Below are 18,090 nucleotides of genomic sequence, written 5' to 3'. Positions count from 1 at the left end.
AAACATGGCGGTAAATAAAAAAAATAGGTTCCGAAAATTTAGATTTGGTCTAGTGTTAAAGCTAACGTTAGGTGTTTCAGCATCGACGGCTTTAGTTTATTTCGTAGTTTTCAGATATATAAATCATGATTTTGAAAAAGTAGCTATTAAAGAATCTAAAGACTTGGCAAAAACAGTAGCGTACGATTATGGATGTGAGGTTCAAACAGAAATTAACAGCGTTTTTTTCGAGATGCGAGTACTTTCCCATGTGTTCTCTACATATCCTAACATACCTAAATCAGAAGCAAAAGCCTTTTTTAAGTCATCATTGAAGAAATCAGCAAGTGAGAATCCAAAATACGCGTCAGTTTGGGATTCATGGGAGTACCGTTTTTTAAATAAAAATTATACCAAAAAATTTGGCAGAATAATAACTTCATTTTTTCGGGAAGGAGATCAAATACAGTATGCGGGGGACTCCATAAACTTCGAAGGTGACGATACCGCAAGTATGTATTATAATATAAAAATAACTAACAAAGAGTTCATAACGGAACCTTATTTTTATAAACTAGGAGATAATTTAGTTTTAATGGCCTCAATTGGTGTGCCTTTAAATATTAATAATGAGTTTGCAGGAATTGTGGGAGTTGACATTGCATTGGAAAATTTCGTAGGAATGATAGATTCAATTAAACCCTTCGATGGCTCAGAAGCCTTTTTAGTTTCTGACCGATCAACAATTATTGCGCACCCCGACAAATCACTATTAGGGAAAAGTTACTTAGAATCTGATAGTTTAGATATTGATATTAATGAAATAATTCAAAATTTTACTAATGGGAAAGCATATGATTTCGAATATTTCTCGAACAGAACAAATGCATTTACCTACACAGTATTTATGCCTTTAGAAATAGGCAATAGTGGCACTACATGGGCTTTGGCAATTAATATGCCCCTAAAAACAATCATAGGGAAAGTAGATGCCCATATGGCTTATACTAAGCAAATCGCATTTCATGGCTTTATTCTTTTAATATTAATTATCATAATTATTTCTATGATGATAGTTCTTCCATTGAGAAAAACTACGAAAATACTTTATCAACTTTCCTTGGGAGATATTCAAAATGTAAATCAACTCAACATAAAAACAGGCGATGAGATACAGTTGATGAGCGAGTCTGTTAATCAAGTTATCAGTGGGCTAAAAAATACTCTTGCATTTGCAGAGAAAATTAAGGATGGCGATTATGAACACCAATTCGAACCTCTGAGCGAAGAGGATATCTTAGGTAATAGTATTTTAAATATGCGCGATTCGCTTATTAAAGCCCAAAAAGATGAAGAAAAGCGCCAAAAAGAAGATTTTCATAAAAATTGGAGCACACAAGGTCTTAATATGTTTGCAGTATCATTAAGACAATACAATGACGATTTGTACAAACTAGGACAAGAGGTTATTACAAAACTTGTTGATTATATTGACGTGCAATCAGGAGCACTGTATTTGGTAGAGAACAGTGAATATGACACATATTTAAAACTATATGCGTCAAGTGGTTTCCCAAAAGATAGAATAAATCAAGATAAGATATATGAAAATCAAGGGGCTGTAGGGCGTTGTTTAATCGAAAAACAGACAATATACATTGATGATGTTCCATCTGATTTTTCAAAAATCACATCAGGTCTTGGACAAACAAGTCCCGGAAGCGTGTTGATAACTCCACTTATAGTAAACGAAGAGTTAATAGGAGCCATTGAACTTTTAGGATTGAAACCTATTGAAGAATATAAAATACGTTTTGTCGAGACCGTTAGTGTTTCTATAGCCTCAATAATTTCAATTGTTCGTATAAATGTACGTACAGCTGAACTCCTTAACGAATCAAGAACTCAAGCCGATGAGCTAACACAACAGGAAGAGGAGATGAGACAAAACATTGAGGAGTTGGCAGCGACTCAAGAAGAATCGTCTGAACGCGAGAAACGATATTTAAAACTTATAGACTCTGTAACCAGTGCAATATGCTACGTAGAATACGATATGGACGGAGTTGTAATAGATATAAACGACCGTTTACTCCAACTGTTCCAAATGAAACGAGAACAAGCGATAGGGAAAAAAATAGGACAACATGAATTCATAAGTAAAGAAAAAAGAGAGTCTCGTATTGCATTTTGGTCAAGATTAGAAAAAGGTGAAGAGGTAAAACAAGAGTTTTATGCAAAATATCTTGGTCGGGAAATTTGGCTACAAGAAATATATATACCTATATTGGACGGAAACGGAACACCTTATAAGGTTATAAATATCGCTGTTGATATAAGCGAAGAAAAACGTAAAGAGGCCCAATTAGCTGTACTTAGAGAAAAGCACGAATTAGTTAAAGCTACGAGAAAGAAAGTAGAAAAGAAGAGCAAGAAGAATATTGAAGAGTTGCTGAAAGATAGCTCTAAGTTCAAACATATACGCTTAGATCATCTGTTCAAAGTTTATAAGGGCGATAGTGACAAAATCATTAATATACTAAGAATATATAAAGAAGCCATTCCGATACAAATTGACGAAATAAAAGAATTACTAAGTTCACGTGAATGGAGTCTGTTAAAAGCAAAAATTGTTGCATTCCGTACTAAAATGACATATTTAGGGGTTAAAGATATGAACAGCTTGTCAAGACAATTAGAAAGACAAGTCTCATTACAGAGTATCGATGACACAACCAACAAAATAGTTGAAGAAATAACAAACATTTGGGAAGAAGTAGAAAAAGAATTAATACAGATAGAATCATTTTAATATCATTATATTCAACATTATAATACTACATATCCATGAGAATTAGAATGAAAATACATAATAAAATGCTAATACTTGTTTTGCTCACAGCGACAGTTGTTTTTGGAGTAAGTATTGGTATTGTTAGCAAAAGAATTAAAGACAACTCTATAGAAACTAATAAAAGTCAAATCCAATCAAATGCCAAAGCGTTAAGTCATAAGGCAAAACTTTTTATTCAAGAGTATATAGTTACAGCAAAAACAATAGATAACCTTTTTCTTGTTTATGACGATATAAGTGAGAAAGAGAGACAGACAATCTATGAAACTTCCATTAAGAATATTCTATTTAATTCACCAAATTTTCTGTCAATCAGCACATCTATTGAGCCTTCAACTATTATTGAAAATGATGAGCAAATAAATATTTCTTACACCAGAATGCAAAATACTATTGATTTTGATAGTAGTGATTTGTCTGTTATGTCGCAATATTTACTATCCCAGAAAAATATGCATGAAACTATACTGCCGCCTCATCAATATCAATACGATAATACCACAGTTATACAAAACAGCTATTGCGTTCCAATTGTTGAGAGAAATCAGTTTATAGGAGCAACATCTATTAATGGCTATTCTAGTGATTTTCAGTCATTCTTGTCATCGTTTAAAACTAACAAAAAAGAGCAAATTTTTGTTGTCGATTATAACAACGTCATTATTTCTCATTCTGAAGACTCGTTAGTTGGAGAAAATTTTACAGAACTAGGCTTTGATACAGTATTTATGCATATGTTTGAGAATTGCCGTGCAAATAGTAAATCGTCTGTAATTGAAGGTTACTTCCCTTTCAGCCAATCAAGTTATTTTATTTCGTTTGCACCTTTTAAAATATCAGAAAACACTGACAATTATGTACTTGTTTTAGCATCTCCCTCGTGGCATATACTAAAAGAAGCAAAAAGAAACTATTATTTGTCGTTTGTTAGCGCAGTGATGGGCTTGATTATCTTAGGTATCTTTATTTGGTTTATAGCTCGTTATATTACCAAGCTGATCTCTTCGCTAACATCGTCGCTCCATGATGTTGCTGTAGGTAACATATCTTATGAGAATAAACTGAAAATCAAGACAAATGACGAGATAAGTGATACCGCTAAAAGCGTTAACCGTCTGATTGACGGACTTAACCTAATGGCAGGATTTGCATCCGAAATTGGAAAAGGCAATTTAGATGCAGAATATAAACTACTAAGTAAAAATGATCTTTTGGGAAAATCTCTGAATAAAATGAGACAGAGCCTGGTACATGCCAAAATCGAAGAAAATATTCAAAAGGAGATTGATAATAAACAAGCATGGGTTACCCAAGGAATTGCGCATTTTGTAGAAATATTACGTCAAAACAATGATAATCTTGAACTATTGTCTGAAAATATTGTGTCGAACATCTGCTCTTATATGAGTAAACCGCAATGTGCCCTGTATATTGTAAATGATGATTCTGAGGAGATTGAATATGAATTAATTGCAGCACATGCTTATGGATATCCTAAAATTATTGATAAAAAAGTTAAGATTGGAGAAGAGTTAATTGGTAGAGTTGCATTAGACAAAAAAACGTTACACATAGAAAATACAACAGAAGATTTTCCGATTATTAAACCAGAGCTAGTTACCGATAAAATACCAAGCAGCGCATTGATAGCACCACTTATAAGTGGTGAGGTTATGATGGGTGTGGTGGAAATTTTAGGTTACGAACCGTTTGAAGAGCATGAAATGGAGTTTGTCGATAAATTAGGTGCTAATATAGCATCAACATTTAATAGTGCAAAAACTAATATTAGAACTGCTGCTCTATTAAAACAGTCACATGAGCAAAAAGATGTGTTAGCACAGCACGAAGAGGAGATGCGTCAAAATATGGAAGAAATGATTGCAACACAGGAGGAAGCTGAAAAACGCGAGCAAGAACTTAGTGCCGTTTTGGATATTCTAAATACAAATACAATGTACGCTACTCTTTCTCCAGAAGGTAAAATTACAGAAGTAAGTGAATCATTTGCTTTATTCTTCGGATTATCAGCACTACAAATGGTAGGTAATTATTTGGATGCATTTACGACACCAGACGATGCTTCAAAAAGAGAACAGGAATTGCTTTGGGCTGAAGTACTATCAGGTAACTCACAAAAGAAAATTCAAAAAGTAAAAATTAATAAGCAAACAATGTATCTGTCAGAAACATACATCCCGATACCTAAAGATGACGACGAATTTATTATTGAGCAAATAACACTAGTCCTCGTTGATGTAACCAAGAAAGTAGAGTATGACAGAGAAATCGCTACGATAATTTCGGAAATAGAATCTCATACAAAATAATAATCCCGAAGCCAATATGCTAAACAAATTTAGTAGACAAGTAAATGAATATAAGGTATTTGAGCTTCATTCTGCCTTAGATAGAAAAAATATAGACATATGAAATAAAATATATATATTTGCAAACAATCTTTTAAAATTAATAAAACTATGAAATTACCAGCTAATATTAAATTTACAGAAGAACACGAATGGGTAGTAATTGAAGGAGATATTGCAACCATTGGTATTACCGATTTTGCACAACAACAACTTGGCGATATCGTATTTGTAGAAATCGAAACTGAAGGCGAAACCTTATCTAAAGGCGAGGTTTTTGGAACAGTAGAAGCAGTTAAAACTGTTTCAGACCTATTTATGCCATTATCAGGTGAAGTTATTGAAGTAAACGAGGAACTTAATTCAAGCCCCGAAACAGTTAATAAAGATCCATACGGAAAAGGTTGGATGATTAAAGTTAAAATGACAAACATGTCTGAAAAAGATGACCTACTTAGTGAAGATGAATATAAAGCTCATATAAGTTAATCAGCTTTGTAAGCAAAACGACATTTGAAATCGCATAGCCAACTATACAGTAATGATTTAGTTGGCTATGTTTTTTATATTCTTCCTATAAAAACAAGCTCCCCACCTGATAAACAATTACAGCAATTACCCACGCAAGAATTGTAGTGTAGGCAACCAAAAATAGGGGCCATTTCCAGCCGTTTGTCTCTTTTTTTACCGCTACCACAACTCCAACACATGGAAAGTAAATTAGCACAAAAACAAGGAACGACAGCGCAGATAAGTGTGTTATACCTGATTCATCGTTCTTAGATTTAGCAATTAGTATCTCTTTTAACGATGTGTTATCTTCGTTGTCATCGTTTACGTGATAGATTACGCTTAATGTACTTATTATTACCTCTTTGGCTGCAATTCCAGTAACTATACTTACTCCTAATTGCCAATCAATGCCGGCAGGACGTAAAATAGGTTCAATTGCTGTCCCAATAGACCTTAGATAAGATTGTTCGAAATGTTTCGATTTGTATTCGTTTGAAATAGAATCAATTACTGCTGTAGGGTTGGTGTAACTGTCACTATTTGAAACAACAGAGGCTATCTCTTGCTCTTTTTGTGTGTCCAATTCACTGTTTCTTGGGAAATAACCTAATGACCATATGATGATTACGGCAACTAAAATAGTTCCACCTACTTTTCTTATATACTCGTAGCTCTTGTTCCACATATTTCTTAAAACAACCTTTGCTGTTGGCATGCGATAGGGAGGAAGCTCCATTACAAAAGGAGCCTCTTTCTGTTTAAACAGCGTTTTTTTGAAAATAATAGCTGTCACGACTGCCAATAAAATTCCAAACAGATATATTCCCATTAACATAAGTGTGGGATATTTTGGGAAGAAAGCACCAATAATCAATATATACACAGGCAACCGCGCACTGCACGACATAAATGGATTGATTAACATTGTAAGGATACGGTCATTTTTATTCTCAAGCATTCGGGTACTCAGAATAGCAGGAACATTGCAACCAAAACCCATAAGAAGCGATATAAAGCTCTTCCCGTGCAGCCCCATTTTATGCATTACTTTATCCATAATAAATGCTGCACGAGCCATATAACCAGTATCTTCCATAAATGAAATAAAAAAGAATAGTATTAGAATATTAGGCAAGAACACCAAAACACTTCCAACACCGCTTATTATTCCATCGGTCAGCAAATCTTTGAAAGAGCCATCAGGCAGGATATTTGAAACTATACTGTTAATCCAGCTAACAGCCGATTCAATCCATTCTACGGGATACTTGCCCAAGTTAAATGTTGCGTAAAACATTATAAACATAAACGCAAAAAATATGGGGAAACCGAAAATTTTGTGGGTTAATACAGCGTCTATCGAATCGGTTAGTTGCCTTCTGTTTTGTTTTGTTTGTTTATATGTTTCCCGCAATGCTCCGGAAATAAAGCCATATCGGGCATCGGCAATTATAGTTTCGATTTTTTCGGTATAGTAGGTCTCAATTCTTTTTGCGTTCTCTTTAGTTACTTTATGAATATCCTCAAAATTATCGGCTTTCGATAAAATCCCTCTAACTAAAGCATCAGACTCTAATGCTCTTATAGCCAAATATCGGGGCGATCGGTGAGCAATAATATCTCTATTTTCATTTATTAAAGGCTCTATACATTCAATTGCTTTCTCAACCTCGGCACCGTAGTGGATATGTATATGTCTGACTATTGGGTCTTTATCCTCATAAACATCGACTATTTTTTGCATTAGTTTAGTTATTCCTTTACCCTTATGTCCAACGGTAGGTATCATTGGAATACCAAGCATTTGTGACAGGCTTTGGCTATCGAGCTTTGCACCCTTTTGGATCATCTCATCGTACATGTTCAGAGCCATAATAACTTTTATGTCCATGTCGATTAGCTGTGTGGTGAGATATAGGTTTCGTTCAAAATTGCCCGAATCAACTACGTTGACAACGATATCGGGTTTTTTATTAAAAATATAGTTGCGTACAAAAATCTCCTCTTGCGAATATGCTGATAGACTGTAAGTTCCGGGCAGGTCAACAAATGTAATGGTGTAGTCGTTAAAGTGTGAAACGGTCTGTTTTAGGTCAACTGTAACACCACCGTAGTTGCCAACCTTTTCGTGAGAGCCACTGAGCGCATTAAAAAGAGTTGTTTTTCCAGCATTTGGATTGCCCACAAACGCGACATGAATATTTTTTCCTTTTTTAACAAGACCTTTTTTTAGTTCTTCACGGTCAATTATTTCGAATTGCCCTGCTTTTTGTTGATATCCAGGCTCATCAATCTTGACTACTTCTATTAAATCGGCTTCGGTGTGTCTTAGCGAAACGTCGTAGCCCATAACCCTGTATTCAATTGGGTCGCGGAGTGGGGCGTGTTTAACCACATAAACTTCTTTGCTTTTTACAAAGCCCATTTCGGTAATTCGGTGACGAAATTCGCCGTACCCTCTAATCTTTACAATAACTGCCGTTTCGCCTGTTTTTAATTCCGAAAGCTTCATATTTATTTTTTTGCAAAGGTAACAATTTTTCAATTGTTTATTTAGATTGCGTAAAAATAACAATCAACTAATTATCTTGCAAATTTTATGCTAAAAAATAATATTTGTTAGAACAAAAAACAGTGGTTATTGAAATCAATGCCACTGTTAGTTGTAGTGTGTTGTAGCAAGTGTCTTATTAATTTTTGATATCAATCTTTTGGAGGTTTGGAGATATGAAAGTCTTCAGGTTCTACATCAAAATCAGAATGTATTATCGGCGGACAAACCCAAAAATATATTGAATCATTAATTATATATTCCGTTGAAATTGTCTCATTATAATATGTTGATCGTCTAACTTCTGCTTTAATGACATTTTCAATCCTCTTGTTTTCAATATGTACTTCAAATTCACCAATATTAAGAAGATTGCAAACAATCTCTTTTAAATGTTGCTCCATATGATACAATGTATCTGTTTCTGGTCTGCGTTCCTCAAATTGTTGAGTTAGGGAATAGTGATCGTCACTAAAATATTTTAAAAATAACCTCTCCTGCCTTTTTACAAATTCAAGGTACGACTTTGATTTTTTATAATCCTCAATCTGCCAATCCTTATTTTGTGAGGCTTTATCAAGTTCAGCCTTCCATAATGCGAGTTCATTATCCCATAATTCAATTATAGATGCTTTACTGATAAATACTTTTCCATAAGGAATTTCAAAACATATTTCTTTAGTCGGTATTTCAACAGTTTTAATAACTTTCAATGTGTCAACTTCTACATCAACCGTCAATTCTTGTCCAGATGAAAAGATTGTAAATAAAAATCCTATTAATCCTAAAACTATCTTTCTCATTTTTAGTTGGTTTTTAAGTTTGCAATCTCATTTTTGTATTGGCCACAACTACTTCTTAGCGTAAAGCTCAATAATCTTCAATATCACTTCGGTAGCTTTAATCATGCTCTCTACTGCAACGTATTCATATCGTCCGTGAAAGTTCTCGCCACCTGCAAACAGGTTAGGGCAGGGGAGTCCCATATACGACAGTCGCGCACCATCGGTGCCACCACGTATTGGTTTTATTTTGGGTTTAACGTTTACCGCTTCCATAGCTTTTGTTGCAAGCTCAACAACGTGATACACAGGCTCTACCTTTTCGCGCATATTGTAATATTGGTCGGTAAGGTTGAGTGTTACAACCTTTTCGCCATACTTATTGTTCAGATAGGCTGTTATATCCTGCATCGCCTTTTTACGTGCTTCGAAAATGTTGCGGTCGTGGTCGCGTACAATATATTGTAGCGTGGTGTTTTCAACTTCTCCATTAATTCCAATCAGATGATAAAATCCCTCGTAGCCTGCTGTGTGTTCGGGGCGTTGTTGAGGCGGTAGCATAGCGTTAAACTCGTGTGCAACTTGCATTGAGTTAATCATCTTGTCTTTTGCGTAACCCGGGTGGATATTTTTTCCCTGTATGGTTATTGTTGCTCCGGCAGCATTAAAGTTTTCGTACTCAATTTCGCCAATTGCTCCACCATCTAAGGTATATGCATAGTCGGCGGCAAAGCGTTTAACGTTAAAATGATCGACTCCTCGTCCTACCTCTTCGTCAACAGTAAATCCGATTTTGATAGTGCCGTGTTTGAAATCCTTGTTTTTCATTATATACTCCACAGCACTCATTATCTCGGCAATTCCGGCTTTATCGTCTGCACCCAAAAGGGTTGTTCCGTCTGTTACGATAAGTGTTTGACCTTTATAGTTGTTTAGTTCTGGAAAATCTTTTACCGACAGGGTTACGCCCATCTCTTTGTTTAGTACGATATCCTTACCATCGTAGTTTTCGATAAATCTGGGAGCGACATCTTTGCCTGACATATCGGGGGCAGTGTCAACGTGCGCCAAAAATCCGATTGTGGGGACTTCGTGGGTGACGTTTGCAGGAATGGTAGCCATAACGTATCCATATTTATCAATCGAAACGTCCGATAATCCCATCTCTTTCAGTTCTTTAACCAAGAGGTTCGATAGATTAAGTTGCTTTTCTGTGCTCGGAAATTTGTCGGTAACCGTAGGGTCACTTTGTGTATCAATTTTTACATACCGTAAAAAACGGTCGATAAGTGATTGTTTATTTATCATAATTGTTTAATCTTTAATGTAATAGCTGTTAAAAAACATTCAACTGAAAAGTTGCAAGGTGTCTCAGAAGTGTCCAAATGCAAGGCACTGAGCCCGAATATCGAAAGCAACGCAGCAGTTGGGCACTTATGAGGCACCGCATTTTTTATTCAACTTCGGGTTTAGCTCTCAAAGACTCCCAAATTAAATATCCGCAAAGTCCTATAAACATTACAAACCCAAGGATTTCGGCGCTGTTTGATTTTGCCCACGCTTCATTGATAAGGTCAATACCACCAAATTTTAATATTGCGCTAACAACTCCCATTAAAGCTCCTCCTGCGATAAATCCTGATGCTATAAGCGTTCCGCGCTCTTTGCGTGATTTGTTCACAGCAGCATCTTTACTTCTTGTTGATACAATGTGAGCTATCACACCACCAACAAGTAGTGGTGCTGTAAGTTCCATGGGCAAGAACATTCCCAAAGCAAATGCTAATGCAGGAATTTTTATCAAAGTCAGAATTAGTGCAAGAAAAGCACCAGCCACGTAAAGTAACCATGGAGCAGGATTTCCGCTCATCATTGGCTCTATCACAGCTGCCATAGCGTTTGCTTGTGGTGCAACTAAGGCTCCTTCGCCAGTAAAACCGTAAGTTTTATTTAATAAAATGATTACTCCACCAACGGTAGCGGCAGAAACCAAAGTTCCTAAGAATTTCCATGTCTGTTGTTTGTATGGAGATGATCCTAACCAATATCCAACTTTTAAGTCGGATATAAATCCGCCAGCCATTGATAGTGCTGTACAAACCACACCTCCGATTATTAGAGCTGCAACCATTCCCGATTCTCCCGATAATCCAACTGATGTAAGTACTATTGAAGCAATAATCAATGTCATCAAAGTCATTCCTGAAACTGGGTTTGAGCCTACAATTGCAATTGCGTTAGCTGCAACTGTGGTAAACAGAAATGCAATTATCATAACTATCAAAACAGCTACAATCGTTTGTGTTAGGTTGTGTAGAATTCCAAAGTAGAAGAATATAAACATTGCAATAATTGTAATTAGTGTACCGATAGCAATAATCTTCATAGAGATATCACGACGTGTACGCAGCTCCTCTTTTGCTACTGATTTATCTTTTTTGAACAACTCAGAAGCAGCCAATCCAAAAGCTTTTTTAATTATATTCGATGAATTTATTATGCCAATAATACCTGCCATAGCAATACCTCCGATACCTACAGGACGTATATAATTAGTAAATATCTCTTCGGCTGACATTGTCGAAAGTACCTCCGAAACATTAAAACCAACGGGCACTGTCATTCCAGGAGCCAAATAACTTATAATTGGAATAAGAACTAACCAAGCAAGGAAAGAACCTGCTGCAATAATGGCTGTGTAGCGTAATCCAATTATATAGCCAAGTCCCATAACTGCTGCACCAACATTGAGTTTGAACACTAATTTTGCTTTTTCTGCTAATTGCGCTCCAAATTCGGTTACGCGGGTTGTAATAACCTCGCTCCACCATCCAAAAGTTGCGATTATAAAGTCGTAAATCCCTCCAATAAGCATACTGATAACCAATAACTTAGCTTGGCTTCCACCTTTTTCGCCCGAAATAAGCACCTCAGTTGTGGCGGTGGCTTCGGGGAAAGGAAGTTTTCCGTGCATATCGGAAACAAAGTACTTGCGGAATGGAATTAAAAAAAGAATACCTAAAACACCTCCAATAAGCGATGATAGAAACACTTTGTAAAACTCGGCGTTCAAACCCAAAATATAAAGGGCAGGCAATGTGAAAATTGCACCAGCAACAATAACGCCCGAACTGGCTCCAATACTCTGAATAATAACGTTTTCCCCCAAAGAGCCTTTGCGTTTAAATGCTGTTGACAATCCCACAGCAATAATTGCAATTGGGATAGCTGCTTCGAACACTTGTCCGATTTTTAATCCCAGATAAGCTGCCGCTGCAGAAAACAGAATAGCCATTAAAAGCCCTATGGATACCGACCATAAGTTTACCTCAGGTACATCTTTATAGGGCGACATTACGGGTTGATACTCTTCACCTTCCTTCAACTCGGTGTAAGCATTGTCGGGAAGACCCTTGATTTTTTCGGTTTGTTCGTCTGACATATTAAAATTGATTTTGTGTTTAACTACATTTCAAAAATTAAAAGCCCAAACCTACGAAAAAAAGTTAAAAGCTGAAAGCAATTAGCAATTAACAATGTGCAATTAACAGTGCGATACACTTAGCGTAGCCGTAGTGTGCAATGAATAATAAACTGAATGTTAAGGTGTTGTAGAGACGGAGCATGCTCCGTCTCCTCTTCTTAATATACCTTAACTTCTTAATGGTTCAATATCAGTAGTTAAATGTTTGTAAAGTGTGCAACTATCTCAATAACTAGCGAAGTGTCGAAACGCCATTTACAATTACCAATTCTAAATTTAAATTTTCAGCGTAGCAATATGAATGCTCCAAAGCGCCCCCTATCGCCTGCACGTGCAGAGAAAAACATCTCGTTATTGCACTTTGTGCAAATATTGGCTGTTTCAATGTTTTTGGGGTTCAAGCCCAATTCTATCAAAATATTGTAATTAGCTTTTACTAAGTCAAATACAGGGTTTTTAAATTTTGGGATTACAGTAAATAACCCATCTGCATTTTTTAACGATGATTTGGCTTGTTCAATCACTTCCTCTCCAACTTCGTAGCAACACGTTCCAATGCAAGGACCAATTCCGACAACTAAATCTGAAGGATTGGAGTTATATTTTTCAACGAAATATTTTACCACATTTTCGGCAATTCTGGCAATTGTCCCTTTCCATCCAGCGTGGGCTGCAGCTATAACGTTTTTCACAGGATCGTAAAAAAGAATAGGAACACAATCGGCTGATTGAGACATAATGCAGATATTCGGGTAATGGGTAATCATAGCATCGGTGTCGGCAATTGCAGTTTCGCGGTTAATTGTTCCTAAACCCTTGTGAATATCAGTTATTAATGCTATTTTGTCGCTATGTATTTGATTTGCAAAAACAAAGTTGTTCAGTTCTAAATTAAATTGATTAGCAAGTGCCTTTCTGTTGTCTATAACCTTATTGTTGGGTATGAAATCATTAAGTCCGATGCTGAAGTTGTTGTCATTCAAATGGTTTCGTGTTGTAATAAAATGGACAATTCGGTCTGAGAACTTGCTAAGGTTTTCAAATTTGAAATAGCTGATAGGTGTGTCAAAAAAGATCATACGTTGTTTTTTAGTAAAGTAATATTTTATTAGATAAACAAAGATACTTCGTTATTAATTATTGAATGCAATTTTGCTTTGTAACTTCAAAAATCTTTGATAAAATTGTAAATTAATTCACAGGAATTATGTTCGACTTATTAAATATTAATAAACAGCTACTTACGCAAAACTGGAGCCTCTATTTGTTCTTTATTGTCGCTGTGGCTGTCTTTATTCAGCTTATTTACTACTTTTTTGTCTATTTCAGAGTAACACTACATAGGCACAAAAAAACTGAAGATATAAACAGAGATGTTTCTGTGGTAATTTGTGCTCGTAACGAGGAGCAGAATTTAATTGATAATCTTCCCAAACTCGTATCGCAAAACTATTCAAATTACGAGGTTTTCATAATTCTCGATGCTTGCATTGACGGCTCACTTGATTTGATGAAAAATCTTGTAAAAGAGTACAGTTGTTTGAGATACACAGTGATAGTTAAAGATGATAAATTTACCCACGGGAAAAAACTTGCGCTGACAGTTGGCATTAAAGGTGCAAAAAGTGATAAATTATTACTAACCGATGCAGATTGTTATCCAGCTTCGCAAAATTGGATTACAAGAATGGCATATCATTTTAATGCAGGTTACGATATAGTGCTTGGCTATGGTAAATATAAGCCACAAAAAGGATTTCTCAACCGTATCATTAGATATGACACATTCTTTATTGGGCAACAATATCTTGGTATGGCTTTGTCGGGACTTCCATATATGGGAGTGGGCAGAAACTTGGCATATAAGCGAAGCGTATATGATGCTCAAGGAGGATTTTCGAAACACTCTCATATTGAATCTGGAGATGATGATCTATTGATTAACGCTGCTGCCAACAGAAATAATTGTACAATTGAAATACACCCTGATGCACATACAATATCAAAAGCGCCTGAAACCTTTAAAAGATGGAGAAATCAAAAAGGTCGTCATTTGCGTGCATCGGCAATGTATAAAAAAAGAGACAAGTTCCTGTTGGCATTCGAGCCTTTTACTCGTTTGATTGTTTGGTTTGCACCAATACCATTGTATTTCGTGGAAGAATGGTGTTTAGTAGCATTGGCACTCTCTTTGCTACGATTTATCGTATTTATGACCATTCTAAAGCTCAATATGAGGAAGTTAAACGAGAAAGGAATTTGGTTATTGGCACCTATTTTCGATATTATCTTACCACTATTTACCTTTGGAATGATGTTGTCAAACAGATTCAGAAAAAGGTCAATTCCATGGAGATAAATCCCGGTTTGTCACAAAGGGCACGAGAAGATTACGAGCTGGTTTTGCAAGTTCAAAAGGGCGATGAAAAAGCGTTTGCCATTTTGTTAAGACGATACAAGGATTCTGTCTATTTTATGCTCTGTAAAATGGTTAATAATCAGACAGATGCGGAAGATTTAACCATCGAAACATTTGCAAAAGTTTTCCAAAATATCGACAAATATTCTCCGTACTATGCTTTTAGCACTTGGTTATTCAGAATCGCTTCTAACCATTGTATTGATTTTATACGCCGTAAAAAAGAGCATACCCGAATTGCTGGAGTGAGCCAAGATGACAGATGGGAAGATGGAAATCACAGATATATACAGGTCGAAACACCAGATTTAAACCCCGAAGGCTTACTGATAAACAAACAAAAGGCAAATATCTTACGTTCTATTGTTAAAGAGTTAAAACCCAAGTATAGCAAGCTAATAGAGTTAAGATATTTTGAAGAGCACAGTTATGAAGAGATTGCCGAAATAATGAATATGCCCATAGGAACCGTTAAAGCTCAACTATTTAGAGCTAAGGAACTTTTATACAACATACTTCGCGATAAAAAACAGAGTATTTGATGAACCAGATTTTAAACTATTTTCCCGATTTACAACCCGTTCAAATTGAGCAGTTTAAGCAACTGCAGCCACTCTACACCGATTGGAACGAGAAGATTAATGTTATCTCAAGAAAAGATATAGAAAACCTATACGAACGACATGTACTTCATTCACTATCAATAGCCAAGCTTATCAAATTCGTTAACGGCACTAAAATTATTGATGTTGGCACAGGCGGAGGCTTCCCGGGGATACCGCTTGCTATAATGTTTCCCAATGTTGGGTTCCATCTGATTGATAGTATAGGGAAAAAAATAACCGTAGTAAAAGAGGTTGCTAAGGAGTTAGGGCTAAATAATGTTACAGCTGTACAATCACGTTCCGAAAACATCAAAAAGAAATTCGATTTTGTTGTTAGCAGAGCAGTAACAGATATTCCGCAATTTATTGGATTTACACAACATTTGCTCTCACCGCGTGACAGAAATTCAATTCCCAACGGAATACTATATCTTAAAGGAGGAGATTTTAGACATGAACTCGATAAAATCAAGCAATACAGCGAAATTTACGAAATTACAGACTTCTTTAAAGAAGAGTTTTTTAAAGAAAAGCGAATAGTCTATATTCAAATTACAACCAATTACTAGTAATTGTTCATTGGACTTTATTAATTGAACACCGCTATTTTATGAGAAAAAAAGTGTAAAAAAATTTTGTAACCAGGAAAATATAACTACCTTTGCAACCGCAAAAGAAACAAAGTAGTGTTTCTTAAAAAAGCAAGGCCCGTTCGTCTAGCGGTTAGGACGCCAGATTTTCATTCTGGTAGCAGGGGTTCGATTCCCCTACGGGCTACAAATTCAACATATTAAGGAGAAAAGTATTATGGCAAATCATAAGTCAGCTAAGAAAAGAGTTCGTCAGACTGAAAGAAGAAGATTGTATAATCGCTACTATGCAAGAACTACACGTAATGCAATTAAAAAATTACGTGCCATGACAGACAAGAAAGAAGCACAAGAAGCTCTACCAAAAGTTGTATCGCTTGTTGACCGTTTGTCAAAAAGAGGCATTATACACGACAATAAAGCTTCGAACTTAAAGTCGAAATTGACTCTGTTTGTAAATAAACTGTAATAGATATACAATAAATTTCAAAGGGATAACTGTTTAGTTATCCCTTTTTTTGTAGCTTTGGGAAATTAAACCTACTCTTTTACATGAGCAACTCCAAAAAATTGTCAATTAATCAATGGGCACTCGAAGATAGACCGCGTGAGAAACTCCTATTAAAAGGAAGTAGAGAACTCAGCAATGCCGAGTTGTTGGCAATTTTATTAGGTTCAGGAAGTATCACAGAGAGTGCTGTTGATTTGTCAAAGCGGATAATGAAAGCTTACAACGATGATTTGTCAGAGTTTTTCGGAGCATCAATTGCTGATTTACAGAAATTTAAAGGAGTAGGAGAAGCAAAATCGGTTACCATAATGGCAGCTATTGAATTGGCAAGACGTTATGTAGCCTCAAAAGGCGAGAAAACTCCAACATTTGTACACTCCCCCGAAGATGCCTACAGAGCAATTCTCCCAACATTAATAGGAGTTAAACATGAGGAGTTTTGGATATTGTGTCTATCCGCATCAAACCAAATAATATCGAAGTATAAGATTTCGCAAGGAGGGCTCACTTCAACAACTGTTGATTTAAGAGTTATCTTTCAAAGAGTGTTGGCTGATAATGCTGTATCAATAATAGTTTGTCATAATCACCCATCAGGTAGCACAGTAATTAGCGAACCTGACAAAAAAATAACACAACGAATTAAATCGGCAGCGCAAACGTTAGACATTGTTTTACACGATCATATAATAGTAACTGACAGTACTTTTGTTAGTTTCTCAGAAAAAAACTTGTTATAGGAATTAATGTAAACTTTAGTTCAGAAAATTATGGAAATAAAACTTTTATGCTCTTATAGCTCGGTATTTAATCAATATATGGCAGAATTGCGAGATATTGATATTCAAAAAGATAGCATGCGCTTTAGAAATAATATGAGACGTATAGGCAGTATTATGGCTTATGAAATAAGCAAAACATTGGAATATACCGACCGCATGACACAAACATCTTTAGGACAGGCTTCAGTTCCTGTTTTAAAAGCGCAGCCAGTTCTTGCAACAATATTAAGGGCTGGATTACCGCAACATCAAGGTATGTTAGATATTTTTGACAAAGCCGAGAACGCTTTTATATCAGCCTATAGGTCTTACGAGCCAGACGGTTCTTTTACAATCAGCTTTGAGCACATATCTACACCCTCGCTTGATGGTAAGACCGTGATTTTATGCGATGCTATGCTTGCTACCGGCGCTAGTATGGTTTTGTCTTATAATGCGTTATTGAAAAGTGGAACACCGTTGCATGTTCATATTGCTGCAATAATCGCCTCGAAAGAGGGAGTCGAGTATGTTCAACGACACTTAAGTAACAAAAATGTAACTCTTTGGGTTGGAGTTGTTGACGATGAACTCACATCAAAATCTTATATAGTGCCCGGATTAGGCGATGCAGGGGACTTGGCTTATGGTAGTAAAAACTAATAGCTAGAT

General features: G+C 35.9%; 14 protein-coding genes and 1 tRNA gene. 10 read left to right on the top strand and 5 right to left on the bottom strand.

Annotation, left to right across the window (positions count from 1 at the left end; all coding sequences use genetic code 11):
• The first annotated feature begins 4 nt into the window (after positions 1 to 4).
• From GX311_05300 to gcvH, 3 genes are all read left to right on the top strand, one after another.
• Positions 5 to 2,791, top strand: coding sequence for a GAF domain-containing protein (locus GX311_05300; protein NLK15796.1), 2,787 nt, complete (start codon positions 5 to 7; stop codon positions 2,789 to 2,791).
• Between the two features lie 35 nt (positions 2,792 to 2,826).
• On the top strand, positions 2,827 to 5,163 hold the full coding sequence (locus GX311_05295) for a GAF domain-containing protein (protein NLK15795.1): 2,337 nt from the start codon (positions 2,827 to 2,829) through the stop codon (positions 5,161 to 5,163).
• Between the two features lie 150 nt (positions 5,164 to 5,313).
• The gene (gene gcvH / locus GX311_05290; GenBank protein ID NLK15794.1) at positions 5,314 to 5,691 is read left to right on the top strand and encodes a glycine cleavage system protein GcvH; all 378 of its coding nucleotides are present in this window, start codon (positions 5,314 to 5,316) and stop codon (positions 5,689 to 5,691) included.
• An 85-nt stretch (positions 5,692 to 5,776) separates the two neighbouring features.
• Here the strand turns inward: gcvH and feoB are convergent, their stop codons facing one another.
• The 5 genes from feoB to pgeF all read right to left on the bottom strand — a co-directional run bounded on the left by feoB (position 5,777) and on the right by pgeF (position 13,611).
• Positions 5,777 to 8,227 (bottom strand): ferrous iron transport protein B, encoded by a 2,451-nt coding sequence (feoB, locus tag GX311_05285; GenBank protein ID NLK15793.1) that lies wholly within the window; start codon positions 8,225 to 8,227, stop codon positions 5,777 to 5,779.
• A 191-nt stretch (positions 8,228 to 8,418) separates the two neighbouring features.
• Positions 8,419 to 9,069, bottom strand: coding sequence for a hypothetical protein (locus tag GX311_05280; protein ID NLK15792.1), 651 nt, complete (start codon positions 9,067 to 9,069; stop codon positions 8,419 to 8,421).
• Positions 9,070 to 9,117: 48 nt separating this feature from the next.
• Positions 9,118 to 10,356 (bottom strand): peptidase T, encoded by a 1,239-nt coding sequence (gene pepT, locus GX311_05275; GenBank protein NLK15791.1) that lies wholly within the window; start codon positions 10,354 to 10,356, stop codon positions 9,118 to 9,120.
• 145 nt (positions 10,357 to 10,501) lie between these two features.
• Positions 10,502 to 12,490 carry an oligopeptide transporter, OPT family gene (locus tag GX311_05270; protein ID NLK15790.1) on the bottom strand — a complete coding sequence of 663 codons (1,989 nt, stop codon included), beginning with the start codon at positions 12,488 to 12,490 and terminating at the stop codon, positions 10,502 to 10,504.
• Positions 12,491 to 12,816: 326 nt separating this feature from the next.
• Positions 12,817 to 13,611, bottom strand: coding sequence for a peptidoglycan editing factor PgeF (gene pgeF, locus GX311_05265; GenBank protein ID NLK15789.1), 795 nt, complete (start codon positions 13,609 to 13,611; stop codon positions 12,817 to 12,819).
• Between the two features lie 128 nt (positions 13,612 to 13,739).
• Here pgeF and GX311_05260 point away from each other — a divergent pair, with 128 nt between their 5' ends.
• The 7 genes from GX311_05260 to upp all read left to right on the top strand — a co-directional run bounded on the left by GX311_05260 (position 13,740) and on the right by upp (position 18,081).
• Positions 13,740 to 14,891, top strand: a complete 1,152-nt coding sequence (locus GX311_05260; GenBank protein NLK15788.1) for a glycosyltransferase — start codon at positions 13,740 to 13,742, stop codon at positions 14,889 to 14,891.
• A complete protein-coding gene (locus tag GX311_05255; GenBank protein ID NLK15787.1) occupies positions 14,882 to 15,493 on the top strand; it encodes a sigma-70 family RNA polymerase sigma factor in 612 nt (203 codons plus the stop codon). Before GX311_05260 ends, GX311_05255 begins: the two co-directional genes overlap by 10 nt.
• Positions 15,493 to 16,125, top strand: coding sequence for a 16S rRNA (guanine(527)-N(7))-methyltransferase RsmG (gene rsmG, locus GX311_05250; protein ID NLK15786.1), 633 nt, complete (start codon positions 15,493 to 15,495; stop codon positions 16,123 to 16,125). Before GX311_05255 ends, rsmG begins: the two co-directional genes overlap by 1 nt.
• A gap of 136 nt (positions 16,126 to 16,261) precedes the next feature.
• Positions 16,262 to 16,333, top strand: a tRNA-Glu gene (locus GX311_05245).
• A 30-nt stretch (positions 16,334 to 16,363) separates the two neighbouring features.
• Positions 16,364 to 16,615, top strand: a complete 252-nt coding sequence (locus GX311_05240) for a 30S ribosomal protein S20 (protein NLK15785.1) — start codon at positions 16,364 to 16,366, stop codon at positions 16,613 to 16,615.
• A gap of 83 nt (positions 16,616 to 16,698) precedes the next feature.
• Positions 16,699 to 17,397 (top strand): DNA repair protein RadC, encoded by a 699-nt coding sequence (radC, locus tag GX311_05235; GenBank protein NLK15784.1) that lies wholly within the window; start codon positions 16,699 to 16,701, stop codon positions 17,395 to 17,397.
• Between the two features lie 30 nt (positions 17,398 to 17,427).
• Complete coding sequence (upp, locus tag GX311_05230; protein NLK15783.1) at positions 17,428 to 18,081, top strand: uracil phosphoribosyltransferase; 654 nt, start codon at positions 17,428 to 17,430, stop codon at positions 18,079 to 18,081.
• Positions 18,082 to 18,090 lie beyond the last annotated feature (9 nt).

This window comes from Bacteroidales bacterium (assembly GCA_012519055.1).
Taxonomy (GTDB): Bacteria; Bacteroidota; Bacteroidia; order Bacteroidales; family Salinivirgaceae; genus JAAYQU01.
This window is presented reverse-complemented; position numbering and strand designations above follow the sequence as displayed.

Bases quoted from the DNA above. Each gene is read 5' to 3' on its own strand.
- GX311_05270 (NLK15790.1), bottom strand. From the start codon at position 12,490: ATGTCAGACGAACAAACCGAAAAAATCAAGGGTCTTCCCGACAATGCT.
- GX311_05300 (NLK15796.1), top strand. From the start codon at position 5: ATGGCGGTAAATAAAAAAAATAGGTTCCGAAAATTTAGATTTGGTCTA.
- GX311_05240 (NLK15785.1), top strand. From the start codon at position 16,364: ATGGCAAATCATAAGTCAGCTAAGAAAAGAGTTCGTCAGACTGAAAGA.
- radC (NLK15784.1), top strand. From the start codon at position 16,699: ATGAGCAACTCCAAAAAATTGTCAATTAATCAATGGGCACTCGAAGAT.
- pepT (NLK15791.1), bottom strand. From the start codon at position 10,356: ATGATAAATAAACAATCACTTATCGACCGTTTTTTACGGTATGTAAAA.
- GX311_05255 (NLK15787.1), top strand. From the start codon at position 14,882: ATGGAGATAAATCCCGGTTTGTCACAAAGGGCACGAGAAGATTACGAG.
- GX311_05280 (NLK15792.1), bottom strand. From the start codon at position 9,069: ATGAGAAAGATAGTTTTAGGATTAATAGGATTTTTATTTACAATCTTT.
- GX311_05295 (NLK15795.1), top strand. From the start codon at position 2,827: ATGAGAATTAGAATGAAAATACATAATAAAATGCTAATACTTGTTTTG.
- gcvH (NLK15794.1), top strand. From the start codon at position 5,314: ATGAAATTACCAGCTAATATTAAATTTACAGAAGAACACGAATGGGTA.
- GX311_05260 (NLK15788.1), top strand. From the start codon at position 13,740: ATGTTCGACTTATTAAATATTAATAAACAGCTACTTACGCAAAACTGG.
- pgeF (NLK15789.1), bottom strand. From the start codon at position 13,611: ATGATCTTTTTTGACACACCTATCAGCTATTTCAAATTTGAAAACCTT.
- upp (NLK15783.1), top strand. From the start codon at position 17,428: ATGGAAATAAAACTTTTATGCTCTTATAGCTCGGTATTTAATCAATAT.
- feoB (NLK15793.1), bottom strand. From the start codon at position 8,227: ATGAAGCTTTCGGAATTAAAAACAGGCGAAACGGCAGTTATTGTAAAG.
- rsmG (NLK15786.1), top strand. From the start codon at position 15,493: ATGAACCAGATTTTAAACTATTTTCCCGATTTACAACCCGTTCAAATT.